The sequence below is a fragment of the Campylobacter showae genome (assembly GCF_900699785.1).
Lineage (GTDB): Bacteria > Campylobacterota > Campylobacteria > Campylobacterales > Campylobacteraceae > Campylobacter_A > Campylobacter_A showae_D.
On sequence record NZ_LR535679.1, the window covers coordinates 153,847 to 168,367 of the forward strand.

14 protein-coding genes and 1 tRNA gene are annotated in these 14,521 nt (G+C 48.2%); 5 read left to right on the forward strand and 10 right to left on the reverse strand.

What is annotated here, in order from left to right; translation table 11 throughout:
• Positions 1–237: 237 nt before the first annotated feature.
• From E4V70_RS00680 to E4V70_RS00695, 4 genes are all read left to right on the forward strand, one after another.
• Positions 238–1,935 carry an acetolactate synthase large subunit gene (locus tag E4V70_RS00680; protein ID WP_197730469.1) on the forward strand — a complete coding sequence of 566 codons (1,698 nt, stop codon included), beginning with the start codon at positions 238–240 and terminating at the stop codon, positions 1,933–1,935.
• An 8-nt stretch (positions 1,936–1,943) separates the two neighbouring features.
• Complete coding sequence (gene ilvN / locus E4V70_RS00685) at positions 1,944–2,405, forward strand: acetolactate synthase small subunit (RefSeq protein WP_163026421.1); 462 nt, start codon at positions 1,944–1,946, stop codon at positions 2,403–2,405.
• A complete protein-coding gene (lpxD, locus tag E4V70_RS00690) occupies positions 2,405–3,361 on the forward strand; it encodes a UDP-3-O-(3-hydroxymyristoyl)glucosamine N-acyltransferase (RefSeq protein ID WP_122862996.1) in 957 nt (318 codons plus the stop codon). Before ilvN ends, lpxD begins: the two co-directional genes overlap by 1 nt.
• A 63-nt stretch (positions 3,362–3,424) precedes the next feature.
• Positions 3,425–3,718, forward strand: coding sequence for a DUF2695 domain-containing protein (locus E4V70_RS00695; protein WP_232037792.1), 294 nt, complete (start codon positions 3,425–3,427; stop codon positions 3,716–3,718).
• A gap of 114 nt (positions 3,719–3,832) precedes the next feature.
• Here the strand turns inward: E4V70_RS00695 and E4V70_RS00700 are convergent, their stop codons facing one another.
• The 10 genes from E4V70_RS00700 to murA all read right to left on the reverse strand — a co-directional run bounded on the left by E4V70_RS00700 (position 3,833) and on the right by murA (position 13,573).
• Positions 3,833–5,002 carry a pyridoxal phosphate-dependent aminotransferase gene (locus tag E4V70_RS00700; protein ID WP_122862998.1) on the reverse strand — a complete coding sequence of 390 codons (1,170 nt, stop codon included), beginning with the start codon at positions 5,000–5,002 and terminating at the stop codon, positions 3,833–3,835.
• A 20-nt stretch (positions 5,003–5,022) separates the two neighbouring features.
• A complete protein-coding gene (gene speA, locus E4V70_RS00705; RefSeq protein WP_122862999.1) occupies positions 5,023–6,858 on the reverse strand; it encodes a biosynthetic arginine decarboxylase in 1,836 nt (611 codons plus the stop codon).
• On the reverse strand, positions 6,851–8,098 hold the full coding sequence (gene hisS, locus E4V70_RS00710) for a histidine--tRNA ligase (protein WP_122863000.1): 1,248 nt from the start codon (positions 8,096–8,098) through the stop codon (positions 6,851–6,853). Before hisS ends, speA begins: the two co-directional genes overlap by 8 nt.
• Positions 8,091–8,669 (reverse strand): dTMP kinase, encoded by a 579-nt coding sequence (gene tmk / locus E4V70_RS00715; RefSeq protein ID WP_122863001.1) that lies wholly within the window; start codon positions 8,667–8,669, stop codon positions 8,091–8,093. The genes hisS and tmk overlap by 8 nt, the downstream gene beginning before the upstream one ends.
• 2 nt (positions 8,670–8,671) lie before the next feature.
• Positions 8,672–9,139 carry a pantetheine-phosphate adenylyltransferase gene (coaD, locus tag E4V70_RS00720; RefSeq protein WP_122863002.1) on the reverse strand — a complete coding sequence of 156 codons (468 nt, stop codon included), beginning with the start codon at positions 9,137–9,139 and terminating at the stop codon, positions 8,672–8,674.
• A gap of 81 nt (positions 9,140–9,220) precedes the next feature.
• Positions 9,221–10,168 carry a UbiX family flavin prenyltransferase gene (locus E4V70_RS00725; protein WP_122863003.1) on the reverse strand — a complete coding sequence of 316 codons (948 nt, stop codon included), beginning with the start codon at positions 10,166–10,168 and terminating at the stop codon, positions 9,221–9,223.
• Positions 10,165–10,971, reverse strand: a complete 807-nt coding sequence (flgA, locus tag E4V70_RS00730) for a flagellar basal body P-ring formation chaperone FlgA (protein WP_122863004.1) — start codon at positions 10,969–10,971, stop codon at positions 10,165–10,167. The genes E4V70_RS00725 and flgA overlap by 4 nt, the downstream gene beginning before the upstream one ends.
• 59 nt (positions 10,972–11,030) lie before the next feature.
• A tRNA-Gly gene (locus tag E4V70_RS00735) sits at positions 11,031–11,105 on the reverse strand.
• A gap of 43 nt (positions 11,106–11,148) precedes the next feature.
• Positions 11,149–12,306, reverse strand: a complete 1,158-nt coding sequence (locus E4V70_RS00740; protein WP_122863680.1) for a molybdopterin molybdotransferase MoeA — start codon at positions 12,304–12,306, stop codon at positions 11,149–11,151.
• Position 12,307: 1 nt separating this feature from the next.
• Complete coding sequence (gene murA, locus E4V70_RS00745; RefSeq protein ID WP_232037870.1) at positions 12,308–13,573, reverse strand: UDP-N-acetylglucosamine 1-carboxyvinyltransferase; 1,266 nt, start codon at positions 13,571–13,573, stop codon at positions 12,308–12,310.
• 270 nt (positions 13,574–13,843) lie between these two features.
• Between murA and E4V70_RS00750 the strand changes: the two genes are divergently transcribed.
• Complete coding sequence (locus tag E4V70_RS00750) at positions 13,844–14,503, forward strand: NlpC/P60 family protein (RefSeq protein WP_122863006.1); 660 nt, start codon at positions 13,844–13,846, stop codon at positions 14,501–14,503.
• The last annotated feature ends 18 nt before the right edge of the window (positions 14,504–14,521 follow it).

Sequence of the window (14,521 nt, forward strand, 5' to 3'; positions counted from 1 at the left end):
AATTTGGTACACAGCGCTAAATTTAATAAAACCAAATTTAGTATTTTCAAGGCACGGGTCTCGGCGCGTCAAATTTAATAGCCTATCCAAATTTGAATCCTTCTAAATTTCGCTCGCAAATTTACTCAAATTTAAGCCTTTTCAAAGCACGGCTCAAATTCTAAGCCCGATTTTACGCGTTTTTAAACCTTAAAGCTGTATAATCGGGGTCAAATTTATCAAAAGGCGATACAGATGATAAAAGGCATTTCTGGCTCGCGCATGGTGATGGAAGCCTTGCGCGAAGAGGGCGTAGATACGGTTTTTGGTTACCCCGGCGGCGCGGCGCTAAACATCTACGACGAGACGTACAAGCAGAGTTATTTTAGGCACGTTTTGACGCGTCACGAGCAAGCCGCCGTGCATGCCGCAGACGGATACGCGCGCGCTAGCGGCAAGGTCGGAGTGGCGTTTGTAACCAGTGGCCCCGGTTTTACAAACGCGGTCACGGGTCTAGCTACCGCATACTCGGATAGCATCCCGCTTATATTAATCAGCGGCCAGGTTCCGACCTCGCTTATCGGCACGGACGCCTTTCAGGAGATCGACGCCGTGGGTATCTCGCGCCCGTGCGTGAAACACAACTACCTCGTGCGCAGTATCGAGGAGCTACCGCGCATCCTAAAAGAGGCCTTTTATATCGCTCGCTCGGGACGCCCGGGGCCCGTTCACGTTGATATCCCAAAAGATATAACCGCAGCCGTGGGGGATTTTGATTACCCGACCGAGATAAAGATGCCGACATATAAACCGACCTACAAAGGCAACGCAAAGCAGATCAAAAAGGCGCTAGAAGTCATCGCCGAGGCTAAACGCCCGCTGCTCTATCTAGGAGGCGGCGTCGTAGCGGCGAACGCTAGCGAGCTCGTGCGTAAATTTAGCGCAAAAACGGGTATCCCAGCGGTCGAAACGCTGATGGGCCTTGGCGTCCTAGCGCACGAGGATAAAAATCTACTCTCGATGGTCGGCATGCACGGCAGCTACGCGGCAAATATGGCGATGAGCGAGACTGATCTGATTATCGCGCTTGGCGTGCGGTTTGACGACCGCGTAACGGGCAAGCTCAGCGAATTTGCCAAAAACGCCAAAATCATCCACGTCGATATCGACCCTAGCTCAATCTCAAAGATCGTAAACGCGCACTTCCCGATCGTGGGCGATCTAAACTGCGTCCTAGAAGAGATGCTGGAAAAAGTAACCGTAAACGAGCAAAATTTGACCGCGTGGCGCAAGATATTGGCTAGGTATGACGCGCTAAATCCGCTGGATTACAAAGACAGCGACGAGATCATAAAACCGCAGTGGGTCGTGTGCGAAACAGCTAAAATTTTAAAAGAATCGGGCAAAGACGCCGTGATCGCCACCGACGTCGGCCAGCACCAGATGTGGGTCGCGCAGTTTTATCCGTTTGATAGGCCGCGCCAGCTGATAACTAGCGGAGGTCAGGGGACTATGGGCTTTGGTTTGCCCGCAGCCGTCGGAGCAAAAAGCGCGATGCCGGAAAGCACGGTCGTAAATTTTACCGGCGACGGCTCGATCCTAATGAACATCCAAGAGCTGATGACCGCCACCGAGATCGGCAAGCCCGTCATCAACATCATCTTAAATAACAATTTCCTAGGCATGGTGCGCCAGTGGCAGACATTTTTCTACGGCGAGCGCTACTCCTCGACCGACCTTAGCTTGCAGCCTGATTTTGCGAAGATCGCAGAGGGCTTTGGCGGAACGGGCTTCGTGTGCCGCACGAAAGACGAGTTTCGCTCCGCGCTAAAAGAGGCGATAGCCTGTGGCAAAACGGCGATGCTAGACGTGCGCGTGGATAGATTTGAGGACGTACTGCCGATGGTTCCTGCGGGCGCGGCGATATACAACATGATCTTAAAAAGCAAGGAATAAAAATGAGCATAAGAAGAGTGATTTCAGTCATCGTGCTAAACGAGCACGGCGTTTTATCGCGCATTTCCGGGCTTTTTGCGGGGCGCGGATACAACATCGACACGCTCACGGTCGCACCGATCCCGGGCACCGAGCTTTCTCGTATCAGCATCGTCACTAGCGGCGACGAGCGCGTGCTAGAGCAGATCGTAAAGCAGCTACACAAGCTAATACCGACCTACAAAGTCATCGAAAGCGGCGAATTCGTCGAAAAAGAGATGGCGCTGGTAAAAATCCCGCTAAGCGAAAATTTCGGCGGACTAGATGCGATACTAAAGGCCTACAACGGCATCGTAGCCAACACCAACGAAAACTACATCGTAGTCATGGTCAGCGACGACGCGAGCAGGATAGAAAATTTCCTCAAAGCTATCAAAAAATTTAACCCTACAGACGTCGTTCGCGGCGGCTCGGTACTAATGGATCTATGATGAAACTAAGCGAAGTTTATAAAATTTTGGGGCTTGAGTTTAGCGGCGAGGAGCTAGAGATCACGGCTCTAAATTCGCTCTCAAATGCTGGAGCCAGCGAGCTTAGCTACTGCGATAGCGAGAAAAACGCTAAATTTATCGAAGGCTCAAAGGCGGGCGCGATTTTAGTCGCGTCAAATTTAAAAGAGCTCGTCGGCGCGCAAAGTAGGGCGGTAGTAGTAGAAAACCCGCACCTTGCCTTTGCTATTTTGAGCGAGTATTTCGCAAAAGAGCTTCTAGCATCCCAGCCGCAACCTGCGCAAATTTCGCCAAGCGCAAAGATAATGCCAAACGTCTACGTGGGCTCAGGCGCCGTGATCGGCGACAACACGCTCGTGATGGCTGGCGCCTACGTCGGCGATAACGTAAAAATCGGCGCAAACTGCGTCATCCATCCAAACGTCGTCATCTATAACGACACCGTTATCGGCAACGGCTGTCGCATCAACGCAAACGCCGTCATCGGTAGCGACGGCTTTGGCTACGCACACACGAAAACGGGCGAACACGTGAAAATTTACCACAACGGCAACGTCGTTTTAGAGGATTACGTCGAGATCGGCGCGTGCACGACGATAGACCGCGGCGTGTTTGAAAGCACGGTCGTAAAAGCCTACGCCAAGATCGATAACCTCGTGCAAATCGGCCACAACTGCGAGATAGGCTACGGCTCGATACTGGTCTCTCAGGTAGGGCTCGCAGGCTCGACCAAACTGGGACGCAACGTCGTGATGGGCGGACAAAGCGGCTCTGCGGGGCATTTGAGAGTCGGCGACTTTGCCCAGATAGCGGCTCGCGGCGGCGTGTCAAAGGATATCGCTGGCGGTAAAAAATACGCAGGCGCATATCCGATAATGGAGCTGGCCGACTTTTTCAAACTGCAAGCTAAGATCGCGAGATTTTTTAAGAAAAACTAAAAATTTGACGGCTGTTGTGCAATAGCCGTCAAATTTGGTGATGTAAATTTGAACGAAAAATCCATGGAAAAAAGCAAAAGAAAAGAAATTTTAAAAGCTATAAAAGAAAAAGAACTAGCCGAGTTTAGACAAAATTTGCCTATGCCCGAAGATAAATTTATACGGCTTTTCGAGCTTTTGGACGCCGAGCTTCACGCGCATGGCTGCGGTCACAGCCTAAAACTCACCAAGCAAATCCTCTCAAATTTGGAAGTAAAAGACGTTTTGAGCGTGCTTGCGTGGCTTGAAGAGCAGGGCGGATACTGCGACTGCGAAGTGATGATGAATGTTGAGGAGAAATTTGAGTATTTAGATTAAAGCGATGATTTAAATTTGATGCTAGGTTTATCAAATTTATGGAAGCTAAATTTATAAAAACCCAAATTTGACGCTGCAAATTTAAGCCGCGTCAAATTTGAGTCAAAATTTACGCTATTTTTTATAGCTTTTTACGAATTCGCCGATCCTTGCGATACCTTTTCTGATACTTTCTAAATCGGTCGCAAAAGATAGCCTAAAGTATCCGTCCATACCAAATCCCACGCCGGGCACCACGGCAACCTTAGCCTTTTCTAGCAGCTCTTTGCAAAATTTCATACTATCGGGTTCGACTTCGGAGCAGTTTATGAAAAGATAAAACGCGCCGTCAGGCTTAAGCACGCTAAGTCCCGGTATAGCGTTTATCATCTCGGCACCCAGGTCGCGGCGCTTTTTAAACTCGCCCTTCATATACGCGATGTCCTCGTCGGCTTTGCCGAGCAGCGCAGGGATGGCGCCGGCTTGCGTTAGGGAGTTTATGTTGCTCGTGCTTTGGCTTTGTAGCTTGTTTACCGCGGCATTTAGCTCTTTAAACGGGCTAGCCATGTAGCCAAATCTCCAGCCGGGCATCGCGCCGCATTTACTTAGGCCGTTTATCGTGATCGTGCGGTTAAACATATCCTCGCTCACCGCCGCGGTCGCGACGAATTCGCCCTCATAGTTTAGCTTTTCGTACATTTCGTCGCTAGCTACGATGATTTTCGTGCCTTTTAGCACTTCGCCAAGCGCTTCGAGCTCTTTGCGGCTATATATCGCGCCCGTCGGATTGCAAGGGCTGTTTAATACTAAAATTTTAGTTCTAGGAGTGATCGCCGCCTTTAGCTGCTCAGGAGTGATTTTAAAACCGGTCTTTTCGCTAGTTTCGATAAAAACTGGATTGCCGCCGCTAAATTTGACCATCTCCGGGTAGCTCACCCAGTACGGGCTCGGTACGATGACCTCGTCGCCTTCGTCGATTAGCGCCTGAAATACGTTAAAAAGCGAGTGCTTGGCGCCGACGTTGGTGATGATTTGATTTGGCGCGTAGTTTAGGCCGTTGTCGCGCTTTAGCTTTGCGGCGACCGCCTCTCTCACCTCCGGCGTACCCGCTACGGCTGTGTATTTGCCGCAGCCCTTATCTAGGGCTGATTTTACCTCGTTTTTAATGATCTCGGGCGTGTCAAAGTCCGGTTCGCCCGCGCCAAAACTGATCACGTCCTCGCCGCGGGCTTTCATCTCTTTTGCCTTGGTGCTGATTTCGATGGTTAGGCTCTTGCCTAGCACCTGAACTCTTTTTGATAGCATTTTTACTCCTTTTTATAAATTTAAGATATAGTTTTTAGATAGCCGTTATCGTTTAAAAACAGATACATTTCGCCTAAAATTTGCTTGCGCTGCGAGTCGGTTACGAGCTTTGATTTTTCGATGCGCTCGCTTAGGATGTCTTGGATCTCGTAGATGTCGTAGTCAAGGTCCTCCATGATATCAAGGATCGATTGGCTCTCTAGCAGGTGCGAGATTTCAAACCCATTCTCGTTTATCTCGATAGTAGCTTCGGTTGGGTGGGTAAAGAGATTGTGTTTCATACCTAACACCTCCTGATACGCTCCGACTAGGAAAAATCCTAAAAAGTACTCTTCCTTTTCCACATCTACGTCGTGCAAAAACAGAGGGTTTTCCTCGTCGTCAAAGCCTATCTCGCCGTCGCTATCGCACGTGATATCCCACAGCGACGCCGAGCGGGTAGGGCGCACGTCTAGGCGGTCAAGCGGCATAATAGGGAAATTTTGCTTTAAACCCCAAAAATCTGGCAACGACTGAAATAGCGAGAAATTTACGAGATAACGCTCCTGCGCTTCCTCTTGCAGCTTTAAAAGCTCGGCGTTGTGCTGTTTGGTGCCGAGGATTTTAGCCGCTTTTTTGATGATTAGGTGGGTTAAAATTTCAGCATTCGAGCGATCTTGCAGATCGACGTAACCTAGATCAAACAGCGTCAAAATGCTCTCCATATGATCGATGCTGTCGTGCAGATACTCTATCGCATTTGACGGCTTTATCGTGCTTAGCAGGTCGTTTAGCTCGGTGATTAGCTGAGGGTTTTTCTTTTTCAACACGAGTTTTTCCTCTGTGTAGTCCTGGCTAAAGAGCTCCAAGACGGGCGCAACTAGCACGGCATGCGAAGCCGAGACGAAGCGGCCGCTCTCGATAAAGATATCGGGCTCCACCTCGTTTCTCTGCGTCGCCATCGTCTTTAGCAGATAGACCACGTCGTTGGCGTATTCGCTAAGCGTGTAGTTTCGGCTCGAGTTTTCCTTAAACTGCGAGTACTCTATAGCTAGACCGCCGCCTAAATTTATGGCTTTTAGGTTTTTCGCGCCCATTTTTCGCAGCTCGGCGTAGATGTTTCCTGCTTCGATTAGAGCCTTTTTTAGCGGGTGGATTTCGGTGATTTGCGAACCGATATGAAAGTGGATCATATTAAAGCGATCGAGCAAATTTGCCTCTTTTAGCAAATTTACTGCTTCGATTAGCTCGGTCGCCGTTAGTCCAAATTTGGAGTTTATGCCGCCGCTTTTAGCCCAGATACCAGATCCACTGCTATGCAGCCTTATGCGCAGACCGATGTTTGGCTTTGGCGCGAAACGCTCTTTTGCGATCGCGATGATAGCCTCAAGCTCGTTTAGTCCCTCGATCGTTAGCGTGATGTTGTGCCCCATCTCGGCCGCGATAAAGCCGATGTTTATCATCTCTTTATCCTTAAAGCCGTTTACGGTGATCGGCGCGCCTTCATTATTATACGCCATCACTAGTAGCAGCTCGGCCTTTGAGCCCGCTTCCAGACCGTAGCCGTATTTTTGGCCGTGACGGACTAGATTTTTCACAAAGCCCGGATATTGATTTACTTTTAGCGGATAGACGGCGTTAAAGCTGCCTTTGTAGCCGAATTCGTTTTTCGCGCTCTCAAAGCTTTTGTAAATTTGCGAAATTTGCTTGTGTATGAGGTGTGGGAAGCGCAGCAATAGCGGACCTCGGTAGCCTTCGCTCCTGATGCTTTTTACGATATCGATGATGGCGGGTTTTGAGCCGGTATTGACGCAAATTTTACCGTTTTCGACGATGAAGTTATTATTTCCCCACAAATTTAAACCGTAATCATACATTTAAAATCCTTTTAAGTTCCGTCTCCAAATCAACGAAATCAATCGTTTTTTCAGCCTTTTCGCTCAGATCTTTTAGCCAAATTTTACCCGATTTTAGTTCGTCCTCTCCGACGCAAAGGCAAATCCTAGCGTTTGCGTTATCGGCCGCATTTAGGTGCTTTTGCAGTTTTTTGGGCTCGTAGCTCACGAGAACCGGGAGGCTTTTTCTTAAATTTATCGCTATTTTGTAGACCGCATCCACCCCATCGGCATCCATCGCTCCGATATATACGCCGCCTCTTGCGCTTTGGTTCTCGCGGCCGCCTAGGATTTCCATTATGCGCTCGATACCCATCGCAAAGCCCACGCCGTAGCTAGCCTTGCCGCCTAGATACTCGACCAGCCTATCGTAGCGTCCGCCGCCTGCGACCGCGCTCTTTGCGCCGATCTCGCTTGAAACGAACTCAAACGCCGTTTTGCAGTAATAATCAAGCCCGCGCACGAGCTTCGGATCTATCTCAAATTCCACTCCGTTGCCGCTTAAAATTTCTTGCAACTTTTTAAACTCGCCCGCGCATTCGTCGTTTAGGCTACCGATTATCAGCGGCGCGTTTTCGTAAATTTTCTGGCAACTCTCGACCTTGCAGTCTAGCACGCGGATAGGATTTGTTAGCTTTCTGCGCTTGCAGTCCTCGCAAATTTGCTCCTCGTGCTCGTCTAAAAATTTAACCAGCTTTTGCCTGTATGCGCCCATACTAGCGGCGTCTCCGAGCGAATTTATAAGTAGCTTGGTTTTGATACCCAGGCGCGAGAAAATCTCGTTTATCATCAAAATAACGCTCGCATCCTCATAAACGCTAGGTTCACCGAAGCACTCGCAGCCAAACTGATGAAACTCGCGTAAACGTCCTTTTTGCGGGCGCTCGTAGCGAAACATCGAGCCGTGGTAAAAGTACCGTCTCACGCCTCCCGCACGGTCAAATTTAGCCTCGATAAATGCGCGCACGACTCCCGCCGTCCCCTCCGGACGCAGGCAAACGTCGTTGCCGCCCTTGTCCTCAAACTGATACATCTCCTTGCCCACGATGTCGCTGCTCTCCCCGACGCTGCGGCGAAAAAGCGCCGTTTGCTCCAGGTGCGGAGCTAGCACGAACTCGTATCCGTAGTTTTTCGCGACCTCTTCGCAGATTTTGATTATCCTCTCGTAAAGTCCCGACTGGGGCGGCAAAACGTCCTTCATCCCCCTTAATGCGCTAATCATTTATAAACTCCTTTATCAAATTCGTTATTTTCTCTTCATCCCAGGCGGCGCCTATTGTGACGTAGCGGACGCCTAGTTTTTGCAAAATTTCCTCCATCGCGTCCTGCACTCTTAGTAGATACTCAAAACCTCTAGCCTCTATGCCGTCCATCTGCGCGCGCGAGCCTAGGCGCGATCTTAGCGTGCTTTCGTCCGCTTTAAAAAATACTATTTTTTGCGGAAAATTTCCTTGCAGGGCAAATTTGTTTAAGCTTAAAAGCTCCTCAAAGCTAAAATTTCCGCCCGCCAGCGCGTAGGCCATGCCCGAAACAAAGCCTCTGTCGCTTAAAATCATTTTATCCGAGTTGGGTTTTATTATCTTGCCAGAATGCTCGGCTCTATCGGCCAAAAATAGCAAAATTTCAGCCCTTTTATCTAGACCATTTTCTTTTAGTAAAATCTCGCGCAAATTTTCGCCGAGCTTCGTGCCGCCTGGTTCTTTGGTCACGATCGCTTGCGGGAAAGCAGCCGCCAGCCGCGCTATCTGCGTGCTTTTGCCCACACCGTCGATACCTTCAAATAAAATATACAAATTTAGCCTTTCAAAGTTTCTAAAATTTCGCTTGGAACCAGCTTGCTAACGTCGCCGTCGTGGCTAAGAACGGAGCGCACGATCGAGCTTGAGATAAAGGCGTTTTGCAGGCTTGGCATCAGATAAACAGTCTCAAGCTCCTCCCAAAGCACGGCGTTTGCATAGCCGATTTGCAGCTCGTACTCAAAGTCGCTAACCGCGCGAAGTCCACGTATCACGACGTTTACGCCGCAGTTTTTAGCAAAATCGACGAGCAGGTTATCAAAGCCTACGACCTCGACGTTTTTTAGATCTGCCGTCGAGATTTTTACCATCTCGACCCGCCTAGCCAAGCTAAAATAGGGCTGCTTGCTCTCGCTAGCCGCGACCGCGACGATAACTTTATCGAAAATTTTAGCCGCGCGCTTGATGACGTCTAAATGGCCGTTTGTGACGGGATCGAAGGTGCCGGGATAGATACAAGCTTTCATTTTTCGCCTTTAAATTTTAAAGGTTGATTTTACTATTTTATGGCTAAAACAGGACTTTATCTTGTGGCTAGCGCAGCTGTTTTAGCTCCATCTTTTGTAAATTTGATGCTCTAGTCCGAGCAGGTCAAGCCACTTGCCGATGATAAAATTTTCCATATCTTCAAGGCTATTTTGAGCCGAATAATATCCCAAAACCGGCGGCGCGATAACGGCGCCAAGAGCGGAAAGCTTGGCCGCGTGCTCGAGCGCCAGCGTAGAAAACGGCATTTCTCTAACGCCCAAAACCAGCCTTTTTCGCTCTTTTAGCGCGACTGCGGCGGCGCGAGTTATTAGCGTATCGGCAAAGCCGGCGTGAATTTTGGCTAGGGTGTTGATAGAGCAGGGCGCAACGATAGTAGCGTCTATGCCGAACGAGCCCGAGCTCGGCGCTGCGGCGAGATCGGAGTCATCGTGGATAACGGCGCATTTTTGCAAATCTTGCCAAATTTGATAAATTTCATCTTGTTTGGCGTCTTTTTGAACGCGGTTTTTATCAGCACTGCATTGCTTTTGAAATTTACGGTCGTCAAATTTGCTTGCTATTTCATCGTTAGGGCTTGCGTTTTTTTCGCCGCCATCAAATTTACAAATTTGCTCGTCTGCGTCGCTAAGGGCATAGTTTTTTAAACTCGCAAATTTTAAATCATTACCGCCTAAATCTTTCGCGCTATCCTTAAATTTATCGTTTTTATTTTGCGATCTTTCGTCTCCGCCTCCAAAATCTAGCTCGCCTTGGGCGGAGCCAAAATTTGCAAATTTTGCGTCTTCGTGATCTTTGTCAAATTTGGCGCTATTTTGGTTTGCGTTAAATTTTAAACCCGTCGCACCGTTTTTATAAAAAATATCCGTAAAATTTAGCTCTTTTTCTAGCACATTCATCGCGTTTTTACTCACGCACAGATGTAGCTCGCTTCTTTTTGCTATCTCGCGGGCGAGCTTTAGCCCCAGATTTACGCCGCTTGCTCCGCTGATACCTAGAAAAATTTTCATCTTATCATCACCTGTTTTTTTGAAACGATTTGCGCGCTAAAGACCTTTTTGTCGTTATTTTTAACCTTGATGGTCTCGCCTAGATTACCGTTTTCTAGCGCCGTGACCTCGACGATGATACTGAGTGCCCCGTCGCTAAGCACGGCATTGACGCGCTCGCCTTTTTTTATGAGCGGTAGCGGGGTAAACTGCCGTAGCCGCAACACTTCGCCGCTTTTTATGTTTTGCTTGGCCGCCAGCCTAGCGTTTGGCGCGTCACTCATCATGTCGAGGCTAAACTCGCCAAGCTCAACCCAGTCCTTTGCAAAGTCGCCGATACCTAGCATTTGGCGCGTTACAAGCGGCTTGGTGGCCCTCAAAACCGGCATTTTTGCACTGATTTCGTATCTAAAAAATATGCTTGGCTGCGAGCCGTTTGGCGTGACAAAACCGGCTCTAAAGCTACCTTTTGGATTAATTTTATTTACGTAAATTTTATCGAATTTGTATTCGTGGAAGTTTTTAGGAAGTTCGTTTTGAGGCTCGATAAGCGGAAATTTGACAAATTGCAGTCCCTTAAACTCGCTCGTAACCTCTTGCAAAAACGCGCGCTGCACGAGTGCTAACGCGTCGCAGTTTTTTACAAATACCGTCTCTCCGCCGCTTTTGTCCTCAAGCTCTACGCCGCGCTTTTTTAAAATTTCCGCTAAATCTTGTGAATTTATTTTTGCGGCTTTGTTTTCGCCTAAATTTAAAATCTCGTCGTTTTTGTCCGTAAAGCCCAAGTCCGCAAGCGTTATTTTGCCGTTTGAAACGCAGTACATCGGCCAAAGCGCTAAATCTGAAGAAAATAAAAAAAAGGGAAAAAATAGTAAGAAAAAAATGGAGCGGGAAACGAGATTCGAACTCGCGACCCCAACCTTGGCAAGGTTGTGCTCTACCCCTGAGCTATTCCCGCACCGTTTGAGAAGTCGCAATTTTAGCAAAAACGTTTTCATTTGTCAAGAAAATTTCAAAATTTTTACGATTTCGCCCGCTTTTAGCTCGCCGAGGCTTTCGCTTGTTACCAAAACGGCGTTACTTTTGATGAGCGGAGTTATCATGCCAGAGCCGAATTTATTATTATCTGTCACGCTAAATTTGCCCCCCCAAAAGCTACCGAGTACGATGTTTTGACGTCCCGACTTTATTTTTACGTCTTGATTTAGGGCGGCGTCAAATTTTTCTAGCCGCGTGCCCTTTAAAAAAGGAACGACTAGCAAGAAGCACATCAAAAACGCCGCCATCGGATTTCCGGGTAGGATAAAGACGATTTTTTTATCTTTTATAAAAGCTTTGCTCGGTCGACCGGGGCGGATATTTACGCCGTCAAAAAGCTCGCTAAAGCCCAAATTTAAAAGCGCCGTTTTCATAAAATCAGCCTCGCCCTTGCTTGCTCCGCCGCTTGTTATGATGACGTCAAATTCGGCCGTCTTAAGCGCGCTCGTCGTACTTTCCAAGTCGTCTTTTATGATGCCCGCGTACGAGCTGGCAAAGCCGAAGCTTTGAAGCAAAGACGCGATGCCTGCGCCGTTTGCGTTGTAAATTTGCTCCTCGCTAGCGTTTTGCCACGGCTCGACCACTTCGTCGCCGCTTGAAAATATACCGATTCTTAGCTCGCGCTCCACGCAGACGCAGTAGATGCCCTGAGCAGCTAGCATCATTACTCTTGCGGGCGTTAAAATTTCGCCTTTTTTTAGCAAAATTTCGCCAGCTTTGACTTCTTCGCCCTTATATCTTAGTGCGTTAAATTTTTTGACTTTGCTTTGCGGCGAGAGCTTGCCGTCCTGCAAAATAGCGTCCTCAAAAGGCACGACGGTGTCGGCGTTTGTCGGCATTTTTGCGCCGGTCATTATCTTTACGCATTCGCCTTTTTTTAGCGCGATTTCAGCCTCATCGCCCGCCAGCACGGTTGCCGCGACGCTTAACGGCTCGTTAAAATCGTCAAATTTGAGCGCGTAGCCGTCCATCGCGGCATTGTCGAAGGAGGGCAAATTTTTAACTGCAATGACGTCCTGCGCTAAAATTTTACCCGTCGCGCGCTCAAGGCTTACAAACTCGCCGCAGCCGTCAAATTTGGCTTTTTCTAGGATCAAATTTTGAGCAAGCTCTAGCGTCATTTTACTCCTCCAGCCTGCGTATTTTTGCGCCCAGAGCCGCCAGCTTGCGCTCTAGCCCCTCATAGCCTCTATCTAGATGATAAATTCTGTGCACGCGGCTAGTTCCGTTTGCGGCGAGAGCGGCTAGCACTAGAGCCGAGCTTGCGCGCAGATCGGTAGCCATCACGTCTGCGGCATTTATCTCGCCTCCGCCGTAGATCGTCGCGATGTGGCCGTTTAGACGGATATCGGCACCCATACGCGTGAGCTCGCTAACGTGCATAAAGCGGTTCTCAAAAAGCCTCTCATCTATCGTACTAACGCCGTTTGCCACGAGCGAGAGCGCCATAAACTGCGCCTGCATATCGGTCGGAAATCCCGGGAACTCCGTCGTCACGATCTCGACGGGATTTACGTTTTTGGCCGGCATTATCGTGATTTTATCGCCGTCCACGACGGTTTCAAAGCCCATTTGGTTAAATTTAGTAAGCACGGCCCTAAGATGCGCGGCATTGGCGTTTGTTATGGTTACTTGCGAGTTTGTGATCGCTCCGGCACAAAGATACGTGCCCGCCTCGATCCTATCGGGGATGACCGTTATCTCGCCGACGTCCAGCAGGCGTCTATCTGTGCCCTCGATCACGAGCTCGTCCGTGCCTATACCCTCGATCTTTACGCCGCCTGCGGCCAAAACCTCGCAAAGCTGCACCACCTCAGGCTCCTTGGCGACATTGATCAGATGAGTCGTGCCGTGAGCGAGCGCGGCGGCCATGATGATGTTTTCGCTGCCCGTTACCGTGATCTTGTCAAACACGATCTGCGCGCCCTTTAGCCCATCAGGCGCCGTGGCTACGACATAGCCTTGCTTTATCTCGATGTTTGCGCCCATCTTTTCGAGCGCGCTTAGATGTAGATCGATCGGTCTTTGTCCGATTGCGCAGCCGCCGGGCAGACTCACCTCGCAGTGGCCAAACCTAGCTAGTAGCGGGCCAAGAACCAGTATGGAAGCGCGCATTTTACGCACGATGTCGTAATTGGCCTTCGTAGAGCTAACGTAATTTGAGTTAATTTTTAGAGTGTGATCGTCCGTAAATTCGCATTTTGCGCCCAAATTTACCAGCAGCGTCGCTAATGTTTTTATATCCGCGACGTTTGGCATATTTTTTAGCGTCACGTCGTTTTTTATGATTAGAGCCGCGGCTATGAGGGGCAGGGCGGCGTTTTTCGCACCGCTTATGGCGACCTCGCCGCCTAGTTTCGCGTTTCCTTCGATTTCTAAATAATGCATCATCTTAAATCCTTAAATAAAATCCAAAGTATAGTAAAATTTAGCTTATAAATTTAAATTTATACCGATATTTACCGATTTATTTATATAATCCTGCTTTTAGGCAGTTCGTCTCTACGGCTTGTCTCTTGGGTAAATTTAAATGATCTAGAAATTTTCTCCCTCGATGAACTATTATGTTCTATCTTCGGTCGAAAATTTCGTCGAAACATTTAAATTTATCACAAGATACTTCGCCTTGAAATTTAAATATAAAATAGGATGATTTAAATGAAATTTAGCATTTTTTTACCGCTAGCGCCGGTTGCGGCTTTGATTTTTAGCGGTTGCGCGAACAATACGCCCAAAATTTACCCGACCGATCAAAGCGGACAAATTTTAAACGCGAGATTTTTAAACTCGCAGCAAGACGTATTTAACGATCTAGGCGGCATAGCGCTTTCAAATTTTATGCAAGGCTTTTTAGGCAAAAAAGACGGCGGAGACTGCTCAGGCTTCGTTTCGCTCGTAAATAAAAACATAAATAACGTTTACTTTTCCGAGACGAATTTGCTCAAATTTTACGGCGAGCAAGGATCGAAATCGCAAGCTATTTATAATCTTTACAAAAAGCGAAATTTGATCTCGCAAACAAGCCCAAAGCTCGGAGATTTGGTGTTTTTTAACAACACCACGAGTCAAACCAAAGGCAAAAACAAGCAAATCATAACCCACCTTGGCATCATAGACCGCATAGAGGACGACGGAACTATAAGATTTATGCATAATACCAGGGGCAAAAACAAAAGCGGTTTTATAAATCTATTTCAAAAAAATAGCCATAAAATAGGCGGCAAAGAGGTAAACTCATACATCGTAGCGTGCAAAGGCGGCGACGCTACTTGCCTAACGTCGAACAGATTCGCCGGCTTTGGCAAGGTTAATTTTTAGCTAAATTTATGTCTAAAT

Coding starts and splice junctions, on each gene's coding strand:
- murA (WP_232037870.1), bottom strand. CDS start 13,573: ATGCATTATTTAGAAATCGAAGGAAACGCGAAACTAGGCGGCGAGGTC.
- coaD (WP_122863002.1), bottom strand. CDS start 9,139: ATGAAAGCTTGTATCTATCCCGGCACCTTCGATCCCGTCACAAACGGC.
- E4V70_RS00725 (WP_122863003.1), bottom strand. CDS start 10,168: ATGAAAATTTTTCTAGGTATCAGCGGAGCAAGCGGCGTAAATCTGGGG.
- E4V70_RS00750 (WP_122863006.1), top strand. CDS start 13,844: ATGAAATTTAGCATTTTTTTACCGCTAGCGCCGGTTGCGGCTTTGATT.
- speA (WP_122862999.1), bottom strand. CDS start 6,858: ATGTATGATTACGGTTTAAATTTGTGGGGAAATAATAACTTCATCGTC.
- lpxD (WP_122862996.1), top strand. CDS start 2,405: ATGAAACTAAGCGAAGTTTATAAAATTTTGGGGCTTGAGTTTAGCGGC.
- E4V70_RS00740 (WP_122863680.1), bottom strand. CDS start 12,306: ATGACGCTAGAGCTTGCTCAAAATTTGATCCTAGAAAAAGCCAAATTT.
- hisS (WP_122863000.1), bottom strand. CDS start 8,098: ATGATTAGCGCATTAAGGGGGATGAAGGACGTTTTGCCGCCCCAGTCG.
- flgA (WP_122863004.1), bottom strand. CDS start 10,971: ATGTACTGCGTTTCAAACGGCAAAATAACGCTTGCGGACTTGGGCTTT.
- E4V70_RS00695 (WP_232037792.1), top strand. CDS start 3,425: ATGGAAAAAAGCAAAAGAAAAGAAATTTTAAAAGCTATAAAAGAAAAA.
- E4V70_RS00700 (WP_122862998.1), bottom strand. CDS start 5,002: ATGCTATCAAAAAGAGTTCAGGTGCTAGGCAAGAGCCTAACCATCGAA.